The organism is Nonomuraea rubra, assembly GCF_014207985.1.
Classification (GTDB): Bacteria; Actinomycetota; Actinomycetes; order Streptosporangiales; family Streptosporangiaceae; genus Nonomuraea; species Nonomuraea rubra.
This window is the reverse complement of sequence record NZ_JACHMI010000001.1, coordinates 3,027,067-3,044,203: the sequence shown is the minus strand read 5'-3', so window position 1 is coordinate 3,044,203 and position 17,137 is coordinate 3,027,067. Positions and strand designations below refer to the sequence as shown.

The window sequence follows — 17,137 nt, the reverse complement described above, 5'->3', positions numbered from 1 at the left end:
GGCGGCGCTTTGCTGGGTTGCGGCAGACTTGGGGCGTGCTGCTGACGATCACGACCACCGCGACGCCCGCCACCGACCTGGGCTTTCTCCTGCACAAGCATCCCGAGCGCGTGCAGGAGTTCAGCCAGTCGTTCGGCACGGCCACGGTGTTCTATCCAGAAGCGGGCGACGAGCGCTGCACGGCGGCGCTCATGCTCGAGGTCGATCCGATCGCGCTGGTCAGGTCGCGCGGCAAGAACTCCCCCGACTTCAGCCTGTCGCAGTACGTGAACGACCGCCCGTACGCGGCCTCGTCGCTGCTGGCCGTGGCGCTGGCCGACGTGTTCCGCACGGCGCGGGCCGGGCGGTGCAAGGCCAGGCCCGAGCTGCCCGGCACGCCGCTGCCGCTGGAGCTGCGGCTGCCCGCGCTGCCCTGCCGGGGCGGGCCCGAGCTGGCGCGGCGGCTGTTCGAGCCGCTCGGGTGGGAGGTGGACGCGCGGCCCGTGCCGCTGGACGAGGGCTTCCCCGAGTGGGGCGACTCCCGATATGTCGGGCTCACCCTGCGCGGCACCACCCGCCTGGCCGAGGCGCTCAACCACCTGTACGTGCTGCTGCCCGTCCTCGACGACGGCAAGCACTACTGGGTCGCGCCCGACGAGGTGGACAAGCTGATCAGGGCCGGCGAGAGCTGGCTGGGCGGCCACCCCGAGCGGGGCCTGATCACCCGCCGTTACCTGGGCCGGCGCTGGGCCCTCGCCCGTACGGCGCTGGCGCGGCTGGCCGAGCTGGGCGACGAGACGGAGGAGGAGCTGGAGCCCGCCGTCGAGGAGGACGCCCCCGCCGACGTCACGGCCTCCGACGAGGCGGCCGCCGCCGAGGCCGAAGCCGCCACCGAAGCGGAGTCCGAGGCAGCCTCCGAGGCAGCCTCCGAGTCGGGGACCGCCGCCCAGACCGAGGCCCAGGACGCTGCCCGGGAGCAGGCGGCCGAGCCCAGGTCGAAGCCGCTGAACGTCCTGCGCCGCGAGGCCATCCTGGCCAAGCTGGAGGAGCTCGGCGCGGTCAGCGTGATCGACCTCGGCTGCGGCCAGGGCGAGCTGGTCGGCGCGCTGCTGGCCAGGCCCAGGTTCGCCAGGGTCGGCGGCATGGACGTCTCGCCGATGGCGCTCACCATCGCCGCCCGCAAGCTGCGCCTGGAGCGCATGCCCGACGCCAAGCGCGCCAGGCTCACGCTGTTCCAGGGCGCGCTCACCTACACCGACAAGCGCCTGTCCGGCTACGACGCCGCGGTGCTCATGGAGGTGATCGAGCACGTCGACCCGCCGCGTCTGGCCGCGCTCGAACGCGTGGTGTTCGGCCGCGCCAAGCCGGCCCACGTGCTGGTCACCACCCCCAACATCGAGTACAACGTCCGCTACGAGTTCCTGACCGGCCTGCGCCACCCCGATCACCGCTTCGAGTGGACCAGGGCCGAGTTCACCGGCTGGGCCACCCGGGTGGCCGCCCAGTACGGCTACCAGGTCGCCTTCGTCCCGGTCGGCGACGACGACCCCGAGGTCGGCCCCCCGACCCAGATGGGAGTGTTCACCCTTGATCAGCGTTCCTGAGCTCTCCCTCGTGGTGCTCGTCGGCGTGTCCGGCAGCGGCAAGTCCACGTTCGCGCGCAAGCACTTCAAGCCCACGCAGGTCATCTCCTCCGACTTCTGCCGCGGCCTGGTCTCCGACGACGAGAACGACCAGGCGGCCACCCCGGCGGCGTTCGACCTGCTGCACCACATCGTCGGCGTGCGCCTGTCCAGGGGCCTGCTCACGGTGGTCGACGCCACCAACGTCCAGTACGCCGCCCGGCGCAGCCTGCTCGACCTGGCCAAGCGGCACGACGTGCTGGCCGACGCGATCGTCCTCGACGTGCCGGAGGAGGTGGCGATCGAGCGCAACGCCGTCCGCCCCGACCGCGACTTCGGCCCGGGCGTGGTGATCAGGCAGCGCAAGGACCTGCGGCGCTCGCTCGGCAAGATCTCGGCCGACGGCTTCAGGCGGGTGCACGTGCTGCGCGGCCTGGAGGAGATCGACGCGGCCACGATCACGTACGAGAAGGCGTGGTCCGACAAGACGGAGCTGACGGGCCCGTTCGACATCATCGGCGACGTGCACGGCTGCCGCTCGGAGCTGGAGACGCTGCTGCGCGAGCTGGGCTGGCAGGGGCTGCGGCACCCGGAGGGCCGTACGGCGGTGTTCGTCGGCGACCTGGTGGACCGCGGCCCCGACACGCCGGGCGTGCTGCGCCTGGTCATGGACATGGTGGAGGCCGGCACCGCGATCTGCGTGTCGGGCAACCACGAGCAGAAGCTGGTGCGCGCGCTCAACGGCCGCAAGGTCAAGGTCGCGCACGGCCTTCAGGAGTCGCTCGACCAGCTCGCCGCGCAGCCGCCCGAGTTCGTGGAGCGGGCCAGGACGTTCATGGACGGCCTGCTCAGCCACTACCGGCTGGACGGCGGCCGGCTCGTCGTCGCGCACGCGGGGCTCAAGGAGGAGTACCACGGCCGCGCCTCGGGCCGGGTGCGCGCGTTCGCCCTGTACGGCGACACGACCGGCGAGACCGACGAGTACGGCCTGCCGGTCCGCTACCCGTGGGCCGACGAGTACCGCGGCCGCGCCATGGTCGTCTACGGCCACACCCCCACGCTTCACCCCGAATGGGTCAACAACACGATCTGCCTCGACACCGGCGTGGTGTTCGGCGGCCACCTGACGGCGCTGCGCTACCCGGAGCGCCGGCTCGTGCAGGTCCCGGCGGAGAAGGTCTGGTACGAGCCGGCCAAGCCGCTGTCGGCCGCCGGCGGCCGCGACCCGGGCATGCTGGACATCAACGACGTGATCGGCACCCGGCACGTGGAGACCAGGTTCGGCTCCCGGGTCAAGGTCATGGAGCAGAACGCCGCCGCCGCGCTGGAGGTCATGAGCCGCTTCGCGGTGGACCCGCGCTGGCTGGTGTACCTGCCGCCGACCATGGCGCCGCCGGAGACGTCCCGGCTCGACGGCTATCTGGAGCACCCGCACGAGGCGTTCGAGGAGTTCGCCGCGGCCGGGGTGCGCGAGGTCGTGTGCGAGGAGAAGCACATGGGCTCGCGGGCCGTGGCGGTGCTGTGCCGGACGCCGGAGGTGGCCGCGGCCAGGTTCGGGGTGGACGACGGCACCGCGGGCGCGCTCTACACCCGTACCGGGCGGCCGTTCTTCGCCGACACGGCGCCGCTGGTGGAGCGGCTGCGGGAGGCGTGCGCGCCGCTCTGGGACGCGCTCGGCTCCGACTGGGTGGTGCTCGACTGCGAGCTGCTGCCCTGGTCGGCCAAGGCGGGGGAGCTGATCAGGTCGCAGTACGCCTCCGTCGGCGCGGCCGCCGGCGCCGCGCTGCCGGAGGCGGTCGCGGCGCTGGAGGCGGCGGCCGGGCGCGGGGTGGGTGTGGGCGATCTGCTTGACCGCACCCGCCGCCGCTCCGGGAACGCTGCCCTGTTCCGCGACGCTTATGCCCGTTACTGCTGGCCGGTCGACGGCCTGGACGGGATCCGGGTGGCGCCGTTCCAGATCCTGGCCTGCGAGGGGCGCACCACGGCGCTGGAGCCGCACGCGTGGCACCTGTCCACGCTGGCCCTGCTGGACTCGCCGCTGATCACCGCGACCCGGCACGTCTTCGTCTCCCTGGACTCGCCGGAGTCCAGGGCCGCGGCGACCGCGTGGTGGGAGTCGATGACGGCGGACGGGGGCGAGGGCATGGTGGTCAAGCCCGCGTCGTACGTGGCCGGCCGGGTGCAGCCGGGGGTGAAGGTGCGCGGGCGCGAGTACCTGCGCATCATCTACGGCCCCGACTACACCGAGTCGCTGGACGTGCTGCGGCGCCGTTTCCTCGGCAAGAAGCGGTCGCTGGCGCTGCGCGAGTACGTCCTCGGCCTGGAGGCGCTGTCGCGGCTGGCGGACGGGGAGGCCGGCTGGCGGGTGCACGAGCCCGTCTTCGCCGTGCTCGCCCTGGAGTCGGAGCCGGTCGACCCGCGCCTGTGAGCCCGGACCTGGGAATACGTGGGTGATCGACGGGTAGTTCCCCGACCATTCGGGGGAGGTGCCTGCATGGCCACGCAATACACCCATCATGAGCATCTGGGGCATGTCATCTTCATCACGGCAGCCGCGGCCATCGGTGGGTTCCTGTTCGGGTACGACAGCTCCGTCATCAACGGCGCGGTGGTCGGCATCCAGAAGCACTTCCAGGTGGGCTCGTTCGAGACCGGCTTCGTGGTGGCCATCGCGCTGCTGGGCTCCGCCCTGGGCGCGTGGGTGGGCGGCGGGCTGGCGGACCGGTGGGGTCGTACGCGGTCGATGCAGGTGGCGGCGTTGCTGTTCGCGGTCAGCTCGATCGGGCAGATGCTGCCGTTCGCGATCTGGGACCTGGCGCTGTGGCGGATCGTCGCGGGCTTCGCGATCGGCATGGCGTCGGTGCTCGGCCCCGCGTACATCGCCGAGGTCGCCCCGCCCGCCTACCGCGGCCGGCTGGGCTCCTTCCAGCAGCTCGCCATCGTGCTCGGCATCGCGGTCTCGCAGCTCGTCGACTACCTGATCGCCCGCCTGGCGGGCGGGGACGTCAACAACATCCTGTGGGGGCTGGAGGCGTGGCAGTGGATGCTCGGCGCCTGCGTCGTGCCTGCGCTGCTGTTCCTGCTGTTCGCCTCGACCATCCCCGAGTCGCCCCGCTACCTGGTCATGTCCGGACGTACCCGGCGGGCCCGCGAGGTGCTGGCGGAGATCGAGGGCGACGACGTGAACCTCGACGACCGCATCGCGGAGATCCAGCACGTGCTGCGCACCGAACGCGTGCCCGGGCTGAAGGACCTGCGCGGCCCGGCGATGGGGCTGCTGCCGATCGTGTGGATCGGCATCGTGCTGTCGGCCTTCCAGCAGTTGGTCGGCATCAACGTGATCTTCTACTACTCGTCCGTGTTGTGGCAGTCGGTCGGCATCAACCAGAGCGACTCCCTGCTGATCAGCTTCTCCAGCTCGATCATCAACATCGTGGGCACGTTCATCGCGATCTCGCTCGTGGACAAGCTCGGCCGCCGGCCGCTGCTGCTGGTCGGCTCGGCGGGCATGGCGGTCTCGCTGGCCACGGCGGCGTGGGCGTTCAGCTCCGCCGTGGGTGAGGGCGAGTCCGTCTCGCTGCCCGACCCGCAGGGCGCGATCGCGCTGGTCGCGGCCAACGTGTTCGTGCTGTTCTTCGCGCTGTCCTGGGGTGTGGTGGTCTGGGTGCTGCTCGGCGAGATGTTCCCCAACCGCATCCGCGCCGCCGCCCTGGGCGTCGCGGCCGCGGCGCAGTGGATCGCGAACTGGCTGATCACGGTGTCGTTCCCGGCCCTGGCGGAGTGGAACCTGCCGCTCACGTACGCCGCGTACGCGATCTTCGCGGTGCTGTCCTTCCTCTTCGTGAGCAGGTGGGTCAGGGAGACCAAGGGGCGCAAGCTGGAGGAGATGGGCTGATCACGCCTCCTCATCGGCTACCCTCCGGCACGTGCTCGACGACGTTCTCGGCCCCTCGCTCGACGTGCTGTTCTGCGGCATCAACCCCGGCCTCATGTCCGAGGCCACCGGCCACCACTTCGCCCGCCCCGGCAACCGCTTCTGGCCGGCGCTGCACCTGTCCGGCTTCACGCCGCGCCTGCTGGCGCCCGCCGAGCAGCACCTGCTGCCCTCGTACGGGCTGGGCATCACCAATATCGTGCCCCGGGCCAGTGCCAAGGCCTCCGAGCTGACCCGCGACGAGCTGGTGGCGGGCGCCGAGGCCCTGGCGGCGAAGGTCGCCGCGGCCGGCCCGAAGGTGCTGGCCGTGCTCGGCATCTCCGCCTACCGCACCGCCTTCGCCCGCCCCAAGGCCGTCATCGGGCCGCAACCGGAGCCGGTGGGCGGCGCCCGCGTGTGGGTGCTGCCGAACCCGAGCGGCCTCAACGCCCACTGGACGGTGACCACGATCGCCGGGGAGCTGGGCCGCCTGCGCTCGTCCCTCTGAGGAGCCGACGGTCAGCGCCGGTCAGCGGCCTGGAAGGTGTGGCGGTACGACTGCGGCGAGACCCCGATCGCGGCGTGCAGGTGCTGCCGGAGCGACGCCGCCGTCCCGAACCCCACCCGCCCCGCGATCACCTCGACCGGCAGATCGCTGGCTTCCAGCAACTCCCGCGCCCGCGCCACCCGCTGCTGGATCAGCCACCGCCCCGGGCTCATGCCGACCTCGTCGCGGAACCGCCGGGCGAACGTCCGCAGGCTCATCCGGGCGTGCCTGGCCAGGTCGGTCAGCGTCAGCGGCTGGTCCAGCCGGGTGAGCGCCCACTCCCGGGTGGCCGCCGTCCCCGCCGAGGACGGCTCCGGCACGGGCTGCTCGATGTACTGCGCCTGCCCGCCGTCCCGCCACGGTGGCACGACGCAGCGCCGCGCGACGTGGTTGGCCACCTGGCTGCCGTGGTCCTTGCGGACGAGGTGCAGGCACACGTCCACGCCGGAGGCCGCGCCCGCCGAGGTGAGCACGTCGCCGTCGTCCACGAACAGGACGTCCGCGTCCAGCGCCACCTGCGGGAACAGCTCGCGGAAGCGGGGCGCCAGGGCCCAGTGGGTCGTGGCGGGGCGCCCGTCGAGCAGGCCGGCGGCGGCGAGGGCGAAGGCGGCGGTGCAGATGGACACGATGCGCGCGCCGGCCGGGATCAGCGCGAGCGCGCCGGCCACCGGGGCGGGGAGTTCCGCCGTGTCGTGGGCGACCGTGTACGGAGGGATGACCACCGTGTCGGCCGAGGCCAGGGCCTCCGGCCCCAGGTCCGCCATGATCGTGAAGTCGGCGGAGGTGCGCACCGGCCGGCCGTCGACCGTACAGGTCACCACCTCGTACAGGCCGTCGGCGGTGCCGAACACCCGCTGCGGGATCCCGAGCTCGAACGGGTACACCCCGTCCAGCGCCAGGACGACGACACGATGCATGGCAGGATTCTATCGACAGATGGCATTCATGCCACTCCCGCCGGGGCAGCCGCACCCGGCAGGCTGAGATCCATGAACGACATCCCCACCATGCGCGCGATCAGCCAGGACGTCGTCGGCGGCCCCGAGGTGCTCAAGGAGATCCGCCTGCCCCGGCCCGCGGCCGGCCCCAGCGAACTCCTCGTCCGGGTGCACGCCGCCGGGCTCAACCCCACCGACTGGAAGCACCGCGGCGTCCCCGGCCTCTTCCTCGGCGAGCCGCCGTTCGTGGTCGGCTGGGACGTATCCGGCGTCGTCGAGGCGACCGGCCTGGGGGTCACCCTGTTCAGGCCGGGCGACGAGGTGTTCGGCATGCTGCCGTACCCGCACGGGGCCGGCTCGCACGCCGAGTACGTGACCGGCCCCGCCCGCGCCTTCGCGCTCAAGCCCGCCACGCTCGACCACGTCCAGGCCGGCGCCCTGCCGCTGGCCGCGCTCACCGCCTGGCAGGCCCTCGTGGACACCGCCCGCCTGGAAGCCGGCCAGCGGGTGCTGGTCCACGCGGCGGCCGGCGGCGTCGGCCACCTCGCCGTACAGATCGCCAAGGCCCGCGGCGCGTACGTCATCGGCACCGCCAGCGCCCCCAAGCACGACTTCGTCCGCTCCCTGGGCGCCGACGAGGCGCTCGACTATCGCACCACGGACGTCGCCGAGGCCGTCCGCGACGCCGACGTCGTCCTGGACTCGCAGGGCAGCGACCACGCCATCCGCTCGCTGCGCAGCCTGCGGCGCGGCGGCGTGCTGGTCTCGCTCCTGCCGGACGGCGGCATGGCCGCGCTCGCGCAGGAGGCGGCCCGGCTCGGGGTTCGCGCGGAGGTCATGCTGGTGGAGGCCGATCACGCCGGGATGGCGGCCGTCGCCGGGCTCGCGGCCGACGGCCGGCTGCGTGCCGAGATCGCGGGGACGTACGAGCTGGCGGACGCGGCGAAGGCGCACGCGCTGGGCGAGACGGGGCACACGACGGGCAAGCTGGTCATCACCGTACGGTGACAGGGAAAGGGCCAGGGCCCCGCAGAACCCTGGCCCCCGGTCACAGGTGAAATCCGGTCACCTGGCCGCGAAGTCCTGGGTCCAGTAGAGCCTGCCCGAGGAGTTCTTGGCCACGCCGACCCCGATGAGGTTGTACTTGCAGTTCATGATGTTGGCCCGGTGCCCGGAGCTGTTCATCCAGCCCTGCATGACCTCGGCGGGCGTGCGCTGCCCCATGGCGATGTTCTCGGCCCAGCCGGAGCCTCCGGTGAAGCCGGACGCCTTGATGCGGTCCATGAAGGACCGGCCGTCCTGGGAGGTGTGGCTGAAGTAGCCCTTCGCCGCCATGTCCGCCGAGTGCCCGAAGGCGGCCGCGCGCAGTTGCGGGTCGTGCTTGACGGCGGAGCAGCCGCCCTTGGCCCGCTCCTCGTTGACCAGCCGCACGACCTCGTTCTCCTCGGCGGTGCCCACGGTGCCGGAGGACGGGGCGGACGAGGTGGGGCTCGGCGCGGGCGTCGTGGGGGTGGGCGCGGTGGGGCTGGGGGTGGGGGTGGGCGTGCCGCTGCCCGGGACGCAGGTCAGCTTGGCGGCCTTGGACTTGACCGGACGGCCGCGGTAGTCGGTGGCCATCGCGTAGTAGGTGCCGGGCTCGCACGCGAGCGTGAGGTTGATGCGGCCCTTCCTGGTGGCGCCGCTCTTGACGACCGGGTCCTTGCCCGGGACGGCCCGCAGGATGCGGATGCGCAGCAGCGCGGAATTGAAGCAGCCGCGCCTGGCGGCCGAGGATGTGATCTTCAGCGTGCCGCTGACGTGCGGCTTGGCCACACTCACGCGGCACCTCGCCGCTTCCGACGCCGCGGCAGCCTGCGCCGCGCTCACGGGCGTGGCGATCGCTGCCAGGCTGGCGGCTACGGCGAGTACCCCAAGGGGTCTACGCATAGGGGGTTCCCTCCAGTTGCGGTAGACGCTGGATGGCACCGCATTCTGTCGGGACCGATACCAACTTGTCATCGAAAACGGGATATTTCCCTAATGCGGATGTAAACCAAAGTGATCGTTGAGGCGTCTGCGCAGGCCATCGGGGGTCGCAGCCGGGAGGACCGAAACCCCGCCACGGCCGCCGAGTTGCCCGCGCCCACCGCGCCCACCGCGCCCACCGCGCCCACCGCGCCCACCGCGCCCACCGCGCCCACCGTGCCCACCGCGGCGGCGGCCGCACGCGCCTGATACGCTGCGGCCAGGACGGCCCCGCGCGACATCGCGCGCCGCTCACCGAAGCCGCCGTCCTCTCAGCCGAACGACCAGCGGATCAGGACGATCCGTCGTCGAACGGCGTCCGGATCCATGACAGACGAGGAACGATCCGGTGAAGCGCTACATCCTGACCGGCACCCCGGGAGCGGGCAAGACCGCGATCCTGCGGTGGCTGGAGCTCGACGGCCACACCGTCGTCGAGGAGGCGGCGACCGACGTCATCGCCCTGCGCCAGGCCCGGGGCGACGACGAGCCGTGGACCAGCCCGTCCTTCGTGGCGGACATCGCCGGCCTGCAGCGGCGCCGCCAGGAGCGGGCCGCCGCCCTGCCCGGCGACGTGCAGTTCTACGACCGCTCGCCCATCTGCACCTACGCCCTGGCCACCTACCTCGGCCACCCCGTCCCCCCGGCCCTGACCCGCGAGCTGGAACGGGTCGAAGAGCAGCGGATCTACGACAGGACGGTCCTGTTCGTGTGCAGCCCCGGGTTCGTCACCCCGACCGCGGCGCGACGGATCACGTACGAGGAGGCCCTGCGGTTCGAGCGCATCCACCGCGACGCCTACGCCTCGCTCGGGTACGAGTGCGTCCCGATCTCGCCGGGACCGCTGGCGGACCGGGTCACGGCGGTGAAGAAGGCCGCTCTACGAGCGGACTGATCGTGCACGCCCCCGCCCTCCACCGGCACGCCCGCGCGGTGCTTCGTCCAGGGCAGGGGCGGGGGCGCTCAGTGCTGGGAGAGCAGGTGCGCGAGCTCCTGCTCCACCTCCTGGCTCGCCACGAACAGCAGCTCGTCGCCGGCCTCCAGCGGGTCGTCGGCCGTCGGCACCAGGACGCGGCCCTCGCGCAGGATCGCCACCAGCGCCGCGTCCACCGGCCACGGGACCGAGCCCGCCCGCTGGCCCACCACCGGCGCGTCGTCCGCCAGCGTCAGCTCCACCAGGTTCGCCTGGCCCTGGCGGAACGTCATCAGGCGCACCAGGTCGCCGACGCTGACCGCCTCCTCCACCAGGGCGCTCAGCAGGCGCGGCGTGGAGACGGCGACGTCCACGCCCCACGACTCGTTGAACAGCCACTCGTTGTTGGGGTGGTTGATGCGGGCGACCACGCGCGGCACGCCGTACTCGGTCTTGGCCAGCAGCGAGACCACCAGGTTCACCTTGTCGTCGCCGGAGGAGGCGACGACGACGTGGCAGTTGTTGAGCCCGGCCTCGTCGAGAGAGGCGATCTCGCAGGCGTCCGCGAGCAGCCACTCGGCGCGGGGAACGCTGTCGATCTTGATAGCCCGGGGGTCGTTGTCGATGAGCAGGACCTCGTGGCCGTTCTCCAGGAGCTCGGCCGCGATGGAGCGGCCGACGGCGCCCGCTCCCGCGATGGCGACGCGCATCTCACTCGTCCTCTTCCGGTGCCGCGGCGAGCACCTTGTTGATCCGGTCCATGTCGTTCTCCGCGGCGATGACGTGCAGCACGTCGCCCTCCTGCACCACGGTGTCGTCGGAGATCGTGACGGCCTCGCCCATGCGGTTGAGGAAGGCGGCGCGGGCGCGGGTGCGAGACTCGAGGTCGACGACGCGGGTGCCGATCCAGGAGGTGTTCACGGTCACCTCGGCCAGGACGACGGTGCCGGTGGGGTCGCGCCAGAGCGGCTCGGCGCCCTCGGGCAGGATGCGGCGCATGATCTGGTCGGCGGTCCAGCGCACGGTGGCCACCGTGGGGATGCCCAGCCGCTGGTAGACCTCGGCCCTGCGGGGGTCGTAGATGCGGGCCACCACGTTGTCGACGCCGAACGTCTCCCGCGCCACCCGGGCGGAGATGATGTTGGAGTTGTCGCCGCTGGAGACCGCGACGAAGGCGGTGGCCGACTCGACACCGGCCTCGGTGAGCACGTCGCGATCGAAGCCGACGCCGGTCACCCGCCGCCCCCGGAACCCGGCGCGCAGCCGGCGGAACGCCTGCGGGTCACGGTCGATGATGGCGACGGAATGTCCGCTGTCCTCAAGGATGTGCGCGAGGGTCGATCCCACCCGGCCACATCCCATGATCACTATATGCATTTCCCCCCGCATCGTCAGCGGTCGGCCGGTTGCTCGACACCAGTATGGACCCAGGGGGGAGCGCCGCGTTTAGGGCCTCGGCATGGGGCTAGCATCTCGTTACGTGGCGAAGGTAACGGATCTTGTCAAACGATTGCTCGTGGGACGCGCCCTGCGAAGCGGGCAGCTCCACGAGCAACTACTCCCCAAACGGATCGCACTGCCGGTCTTCGCGAGCGACGCGCTCTCCTCCGTCGCGTACGCCCCCCAGGAGATCCTGGTCATCCTCTCGCTGGCCGGCGTCTCCTTCTACTCCTTCAGCCCCTGGGTCGCCATCGCCGTCGTGGTCGTGATGCTCACGGTCGTGGCCTCGTACCGGCAGAACGTGCACGCCTACCCCAGCGGCGGCGGCGACTACGAGGTCGCCACCACCAACCTCGGCAAGAACGCCGGCCTCACCGTGGCCAGCGCCCTCATGGTCGACTACGTGCTGACCGTCGCGGTGTCCGTCGCGAACGGCGTCGACTACGTCGGCGCCACGATCCCGTTCGTGGGGCAGCACAAGCCCGCCGTCGCCATCGTCATCGTCGTCCTGCTCACCGTGGTCAACCTGCGCGGCATCCGCGAGTCCGGCGCCGCCTTCGCCATCCCCACGTACGCGTTCATGATCTCCGTCCTGGGCCTGATCGCCTGGGGCGGGTTCCGGCTGCTGGTGCTGCACGAGAACATCGAGGCGCCGAGCGCGCACTTCACGATCGAGCCCGAGCAGCACAACCTCACCGCCTTCGCCGCGGCGTTCCTGGTGCTGCGCGCGTTCTCGTCGGGCTGCGCGGCGCTGACCGGTGTGGAGGCGATCAGCAACGGCGTGCCCGCGTTCAGGAAGCCCAAGAGCAGGAACGCGGCCACCACGCTGCTGATGATGGGCCTGGTCGCGATCACGATGTTCAGCGGCATCATCGCGCTCGGCCTCGCGTCGGGCGTGAAGGTGGCCGAGCCGTCGGTGGTCGCCGAGGACCTGCTCAGGCCGGACGGCACGCCCGTCGGCCCCGGCTACTACCAGCAGCCGATCATCTCGCAGGTGGCCGACGCGGTGTTCGGCGGCGGTTCCGTGCCGTTCATCGTGATCTCCGCGGTGACGGCGCTGATCCTGTTCCTGGCGGCGAACACCGCCTTCAACGGCTTCCCCGTGCTCGGCTCGATCCTGGCGCAGGACCGTTACCTGCCGCGCCAGCTGCACACCCGGGGCGACCGGCTGGCCTTCTCCAACGGCATCATCATCCTGGCGCTGGGCGCGTGCCTGCTGCTGTGGGGGTTCCAGGCGGACGTCAGCCGCCTGCTGAACCTCTACATCGTCGGCGTCTTCGTCTCCTTCACGCTCAGCCAGACCGGCATGGTCATCCACTGGACCCGCCACCTGAAGACCGAGGCCGACCCCAGAGTCCGCCACCAGATGCACCGCTCCCGCGTGATCAACTTCTTCGGCGGGGTCATGACCGGCCTCGTGCTGATCGTGGTGCTGCTGACGAAGTTCCTGGTCGGCGCGTGGATCGTGGTGATCGCGATGCCGATCCTGTTCCTCATGATGAAGGGCATCAGGCGCCACTACGACAAGGTGGCGGCCGAGCTGGAGCTCACCGAGGACTACGAGCCGGCCATGCTGCCCGCCCGCAACCACACGATCGTGCTCGTCTCCAAGCTGCACAAGCCGACCATGCGCGCCCTGGCGTACGCCCGCGCCACCCGCCCCTCCACGCTGGAGGCCATCACGGTCGGCGTGGAGGGCGACGAGGCGCGCAAGCTCCAGGAGGAGTGGGAGCGGCGGGGCATCCCGGTGCCGCTGAAGATGCTCGACTCGCCGTACCGGGAGATCACGCAGCCGATCCTCGACTACGTCAAGACCCTCCGCCGGCGCTCGCCGCGCGACGTGGTGACGGTCTTCATCCCCGAGTACGTGGTCGGCCACTGGTGGGAGCACCTGCTGCACAACCAGAGCGCGCTGCGGCTGAAGGCGCGGCTGCTGTTCAAGCCCGGCGTGATGGTGACCAGCGTGCCGTGGCAGCTCCACTCGTCCGACCGGCTCCAGGGCAGGCCGGAGCCGTTCGCGCCCGGGGCGGTGCGGAGGCCGTGGCACCAGACGGTCAAGGAGGAGTCGCAGCTAGCCGACAAGCGCCCGTAGCCGCCACGTGTCGTGCGGGCTCCAGCCCGGGGGCGCGGCCACGGCGGCCCAGCCGTCGACGATGTTGGCGCCGTACCGGTGGCCGTGGCCGGGCGGCACGTCCAGCGCGCTCGTCATGTCCACCAGCACCTGCCAGAACGTCACCAGCGGGAACCAGTTCATCTCCGGGTTCACCCCCGGCCCGCGCGGGCCCTCCAGCCACGCCGGCCTGCGGTAGATCAGCCGGGGCGACCACCACACGACGGGGTCGGAGGCGTTCTGCAGGTAGACCACGCGCGGGCGCGGCCACGGCGCCGCCGGCAGGTGCAGGTCGGCGGGGTGCTGGGCGAACCTGGCGGTCCTGCCGTCCTGGTAGACGGGCCGCCACACGGGGCTGCCGCGATCGCGGCCGCCGGTGAGGCGCTGCCAGATCGGGTTGGCGTTCGGCGGCCCCACGAACACCGCGCCGTCCGCCCGCGACACCAGGTCCGCCAGGTCGCCGAACGCCTGCTCCAGCTCGTACGAGCCCAGGCTCTCGCCCGACAGCAGCAGCCTCGGCCGCGCCCCTGCCGGCAGCCTCGCCCACCGCTCGCGCACGGCCTCGAACAGCGCCCGGCCCGCCGCGGCCGCCTTCTCCCTGTCGACCAGGAACGACACCCAGCTCGGCAGGTACGAGTACTGCATCGCGACCAGCGCGGTGCGGCCGTTGTACATGTACTCCAGGGTGTCGGCGAGGTGCGGGTCGACCCAGCCGGTGCCCGTGGTGCCGAGCACCGCCAGCACGGGCCTGCCGAACGCGCCGGTGCGCTCCAGCTCGCGCACGGCCAGCGCCGCCTGGGCGGCCGGCGAGGGCGCGCTGTCAAGGCCGATGTAAACCCTGATCGGCTCCGTGGCCGGCCGTCCCGAGAACGCCCGCAGCCGCGCCGGCGTCGCCGCCGTGCCGGTGAACCGGCGCCCCTCCCTGCCCAGCGACTCCCAGCTCACCAGCGACCTCGGCCCGCCCGACAGGTACGCGGAGGCCGGCGGGCGCACGCCCGGATGCGTGCCCTCGTTCGCGACGGACGAGATGTCGCTCACCCTGGCCACGAACCCGTTGAACAGCACGTCGTTGGCGAACAGCGCCACCAGCGACGCGATGACCAGCACCCCGACGGCATGCCCCACGTACACGGGGACGTACCTGTCGAGCCAGGCGTTCAGCTTGCGGCCGCCGAGCCGTACGAGCCGGGCGGCCAGCAGCGCGGCGGCGAACAGGACGAGCGTCACGGCCAGGATCACCGGCGGGAACCAGGTGATCCGCGTGTCCATCCCCATCAGCGCCCGCAGGTCGCGCTGCCAGTCGAAGCTGTACCACAGCGCCACCACCGCCAGCACGCCGCACCCGGCGAGCATCACCCGCCAGGCGGCCCGCCGCCCCCGCTCCGGCAGCCGGATCACCGTACGGCACAGCGCCCCGATCGCCGCGCCCACCGCGTACCCGAGAATGCCGGTGACCGCCCCCATCACCCCCTGGTACAGCCACGTGCGCGGCAGCAGCGACGGCGTCAGCGAGGCGCAGGCGAACAGCGTGGCCACCAGCGTCCCGCCGAACCCGAGCCGCCGCCGCACCACCCTCCCCATGAACACCCAGCGTAATGGATCAAGTCCGATAAGTGGTCATCCGGGTAAGGGCACTAAGGTGTCGGATGTGGAACAGGCATCTCTCGAGTTGACGGTAGGTCCGGTCGCCCATGGCGGCTGGTGTGTGGCGCGCCATGAAGGGCGGGTGGTGTTCGTACGGCACGCCTTGCCAGGCGAGCGGGTGATCGCCGACGTCACCGAGGAGACCTCCCGCTTCCTGCGGGCCGACGCCGTCGAGATCCTCGAGGCCTCGCCCGACCGCGTCGTCCCGCCCTGCCCGTACGCCGGGCCGGGCCGCTGCGGCGGCTGCGACTGGCAGCACGCCACGGTGGAGGCCCAGCGCCGGCTCAAGGCCCAGGTCGTGGCCGAGCAGCTGCGCCGCCTGGCGGGCATCGAACGCGAGGTCGTCGTGGAGGAGGTGCCGGGCGCCAAGGACGGGCTCGGCTGGCGTACGCGGGTGCAGTTCGCCGCCACCTCCACCGGCGAGCTGGGGTTCCGCCGGCACCGTTCGCACGACATCGAGGTCGTGGACGCCTGCCTGATCGCCCACCCCGAGGTGGAGGCGGCGGGCGTCGAGGACCACCTGTGGCCCGGCGCCGCGGGCGTCGAGGTCATCGCCTCCTCGGGCGGCGACCGCGCCGTCGTCGTCGCCCCCCGCGCCCGGCGCAGCGTCACCGTCCCCGACCTGGAAGCGCCCGCCTCCGTCCTCCTCGACCAGGGCAAGGGCCGCACGGTGCCGCGGCGCGGCTCGGGCGTGCTGCACGAGCAGGTCGGCGACCGCGAGTTCCGGGTCGCGGGCAGCGGCTTCTGGCAGGTCCACCCCGGCGCCGCCGAGACCCTGCTGGACGCGGTCCTCGCCTACGCCGCCCCCGAGCCCGGCGAGTGGGCACTCGACCTCTACTGCGGCGTCGGCCTCTTCGCGGCCGGCCTGGCCGAGGTCGTGGGCCCCGAAGGCGCGGTGTTCGGCCTCGAATCAGAGGCCGCCGCCGTCCGCGACGCCCGCGCCAACCTCCGTGACCTGCCCCAGGCCCGGGTGGAACGCGGCCGCGTGGAGGAGGCCCTGGACCGCTTCCAGATCGAACGCGCCGACCTCGTCGTGGTCGACCCGCCCCGCGCCGGCCTGGGCCGCGACGTCGTGGAACGCATCGCCTCCCTGGACGCCCTGCGCATCGTCTACGTCTCCTGCGACCCGGCCACCCTGGCCCGGGACCTGGCCTGGTTCGGGGAGCGCGGGTACGTACTGTCCGACCTGCGCGCCTTCGACGCCTTTCCGATGACGCACCACGTGGAATGCGTCGCCCTGGTCGTCAAGGAGTAGGCGGGCCGTCGCGCGCCCACCCGTTGCCACGATGACCTGCTCAAGCTCTACGACGAGATCGAGCGCAACCAGGCGGCACTCCTGGAGGACGGCGGCGAGCCACTGGGCGAGGACTGGCTGGACAGACTTCACCGCGACTACCGCAACATCGTACAGTTCAGCGCTCCGGCACCCGTGATCGCGAACGATGCGCAGGAGGCGCTGGCGTTCGTCTTCGAGCAGCTGATCGTCGATCCGGTCGAGTCGCCCAAGCATCGCTCGGTGACCCGGCACGCGCTGCAGAGCCACATGCGACGGGCGTACCAGGAGGCCGACATCGCCGAGCACCTGGTGCGCGCCAAGGTGCAGCTGCATGTGGGGGCGCGGCTGCAATCCCCCATGGACTTCGCCATCGCGAACGGCAGGGTCGTCCAGCTCACGCAGACCTGGTCGTTCCGCCTGGCCCAGGTCGATGAAGTGCCCGACAGGGTGAAGTCGTGGGGGTACGCGATCGGCCGCTTCCGTGATGGAGAAGAGGCCCGGGTGGTGGACGCGTTCGGGAACGTCAGCCGTATCACGCGGGACGTGGACCTCGAAGTTGTGGTCGCTCCGCCGGAGACGCCGGAAGAGATGAGGGCGTACGAGGAGGCCGAGCAGGTGTTCGAGAACCTTGGGGCGGAGGTTCACTCCTCGCAGGATGTGGGAGCCGTTAGCACGAAGGCGGCCGAGCTGGCACGCTCTCTGTAGTCGGCCTGCGAAGGCGACAGCTCCTGCATGTACGCCTCGTCGTCCG

Annotated in this window: 15 protein-coding genes; 10 read left to right on the top strand and 5 right to left on the bottom strand. The window is 72.0% G+C overall.

The window, feature by feature from the left end; translation table 11 throughout:
* Window positions 1-35 precede the first annotated feature (35 nt).
* The 4 genes from HD593_RS13855 to mug all read left to right on the top strand — a co-directional run bounded on the left by HD593_RS13855 (window position 36) and on the right by mug (window position 6,022).
* A complete protein-coding gene (locus HD593_RS13855) occupies window positions 36-1,583 on the top strand; it encodes a 3' terminal RNA ribose 2'-O-methyltransferase Hen1 (RefSeq protein ID WP_185102559.1) in 1,548 nt (515 codons plus the stop codon).
* A complete protein-coding gene (locus HD593_RS13850) occupies window positions 1,567-4,029 on the top strand; it encodes a polynucleotide kinase-phosphatase (protein WP_185102558.1) in 2,463 nt (820 codons plus the stop codon). Before HD593_RS13855 ends, HD593_RS13850 begins: the two co-directional genes overlap by 17 nt.
* 66 nt (window positions 4,030-4,095) lie before the next feature.
* Entirely contained in the window at window positions 4,096-5,496 is a 1,401-nt protein-coding gene (locus tag HD593_RS13845) for a sugar porter family MFS transporter (RefSeq protein WP_185102557.1), read from the top strand.
* Window positions 5,497-5,527: 31 nt separating this feature from the next.
* Window positions 5,528-6,022, top strand: a complete 495-nt coding sequence (mug, locus tag HD593_RS13840) for a G/U mismatch-specific DNA glycosylase (protein ID WP_185102556.1) — start codon at window positions 5,528-5,530, stop codon at window positions 6,020-6,022.
* Between the two features lie 11 nt (window positions 6,023-6,033).
* Here the strand turns inward: mug and HD593_RS13835 are convergent, their stop codons facing one another.
* A complete protein-coding gene (locus HD593_RS13835; protein WP_185102555.1) occupies window positions 6,034-6,978 on the bottom strand; it encodes a GlxA family transcriptional regulator in 945 nt (314 codons plus the stop codon).
* A gap of 90 nt (window positions 6,979-7,068) precedes the next feature.
* On the opposite strand from HD593_RS13835, the gene HD593_RS13830 reads away from it, so the two are divergent.
* Window positions 7,069-8,007 carry an NADP-dependent oxidoreductase gene (locus HD593_RS13830; RefSeq protein WP_221525823.1) on the top strand — a complete coding sequence of 313 codons (939 nt, stop codon included), beginning with the start codon at window positions 7,069-7,071 and terminating at the stop codon, window positions 8,005-8,007.
* A 57-nt stretch (window positions 8,008-8,064) separates the two neighbouring features.
* Here the strand turns inward: HD593_RS13830 and HD593_RS13825 are convergent, their stop codons facing one another.
* Window positions 8,065-8,817 carry a CAP domain-containing protein gene (locus tag HD593_RS13825; protein ID WP_185102553.1) on the bottom strand — a complete coding sequence of 251 codons (753 nt, stop codon included), beginning with the start codon at window positions 8,815-8,817 and terminating at the stop codon, window positions 8,065-8,067.
* Between the two features lie 219 nt (window positions 8,818-9,036).
* On the opposite strand from HD593_RS13825, the gene HD593_RS13820 reads away from it, so the two are divergent.
* Both HD593_RS13820 and HD593_RS13815 read left to right on the top strand, forming a co-directional pair.
* The gene (locus HD593_RS13820) at window positions 9,037-9,213 is read left to right on the top strand and encodes a hypothetical protein (protein ID WP_185102552.1); all 177 of its coding nucleotides are present in this window, start codon (window positions 9,037-9,039) and stop codon (window positions 9,211-9,213) included.
* Between the two features lie 139 nt (window positions 9,214-9,352).
* The gene (locus tag HD593_RS13815; protein WP_185102551.1) at window positions 9,353-9,898 is read left to right on the top strand and encodes an AAA family ATPase; all 546 of its coding nucleotides are present in this window, start codon (window positions 9,353-9,355) and stop codon (window positions 9,896-9,898) included.
* A 68-nt stretch (window positions 9,899-9,966) separates the two neighbouring features.
* Here the strand turns inward: HD593_RS13815 and HD593_RS13810 are convergent, their stop codons facing one another.
* Entirely contained in the window at window positions 9,967-10,626 is a 660-nt protein-coding gene (locus HD593_RS13810) for a potassium channel family protein (RefSeq protein ID WP_185102550.1), read from the bottom strand.
* Window position 10,627: 1 nt separating this feature from the next.
* A complete protein-coding gene (locus HD593_RS13805) occupies window positions 10,628-11,293 on the bottom strand; it encodes a potassium channel family protein (RefSeq protein ID WP_185102549.1) in 666 nt (221 codons plus the stop codon).
* 139 nt (window positions 11,294-11,432) lie between these two features.
* On the opposite strand from HD593_RS13805, the gene HD593_RS13800 reads away from it, so the two are divergent.
* Window positions 11,433-13,448 carry an APC family permease gene (locus tag HD593_RS13800; protein WP_379478861.1) on the top strand — a complete coding sequence of 672 codons (2,016 nt, stop codon included), beginning with the start codon at window positions 11,433-11,435 and terminating at the stop codon, window positions 13,446-13,448.
* Here the strand turns inward: HD593_RS13800 and HD593_RS13795 are convergent.
* Complete coding sequence (locus HD593_RS13795) at window positions 13,428-15,047, bottom strand: alpha/beta hydrolase (protein ID WP_185102547.1); 1,620 nt, start codon at window positions 15,045-15,047, stop codon at window positions 13,428-13,430. The two genes, HD593_RS13800 and HD593_RS13795, sit on opposite strands and share 21 nt — an antisense overlap.
* A gap of 88 nt (window positions 15,048-15,135) precedes the next feature.
* On the opposite strand from HD593_RS13795, the gene HD593_RS13790 reads away from it, so the two are divergent.
* Together HD593_RS13790 and HD593_RS13785 are read left to right on the top strand one after the other, a co-directional pair.
* Window positions 15,136-16,365: a class I SAM-dependent RNA methyltransferase gene (locus tag HD593_RS13790; protein WP_246546509.1), complete on the top strand. Its 1,230-nt coding sequence runs from the start codon at window positions 15,136-15,138 to the stop codon at window positions 16,363-16,365.
* 174 nt (window positions 16,366-16,539) lie between these two features.
* Window positions 16,540-17,091: a hypothetical protein gene (locus tag HD593_RS13785; RefSeq protein ID WP_185102545.1), complete on the top strand. Its 552-nt coding sequence runs from the start codon at window positions 16,540-16,542 to the stop codon at window positions 17,089-17,091.
* Window positions 17,092-17,137 lie beyond the last annotated feature (46 nt).

Bases quoted from the DNA above. Each gene is read 5' to 3' on its own strand.
- HD593_RS13845 (WP_185102557.1), top strand. From the start codon at position 4,096: ATGGCCACGCAATACACCCATCATGAGCATCTGGGGCATGTCATCTTC.
- HD593_RS13835 (WP_185102555.1), bottom strand. From the start codon at position 6,978: ATGCATCGTGTCGTCGTCCTGGCGCTGGACGGGGTGTACCCGTTCGAG.
- HD593_RS13830 (WP_221525823.1), top strand. From the start codon at position 7,069: ATGCGCGCGATCAGCCAGGACGTCGTCGGCGGCCCCGAGGTGCTCAAG.
- HD593_RS13810 (WP_185102550.1), bottom strand. From the start codon at position 10,626: ATGCGCGTCGCCATCGCGGGAGCGGGCGCCGTCGGCCGCTCCATCGCG.
- HD593_RS13805 (WP_185102549.1), bottom strand. From the start codon at position 11,293: ATGCATATAGTGATCATGGGATGTGGCCGGGTGGGATCGACCCTCGCG.
- HD593_RS13795 (WP_185102547.1), bottom strand. From the start codon at position 15,047: ATGGGGAGGGTGGTGCGGCGGCGGCTCGGGTTCGGCGGGACGCTGGTG.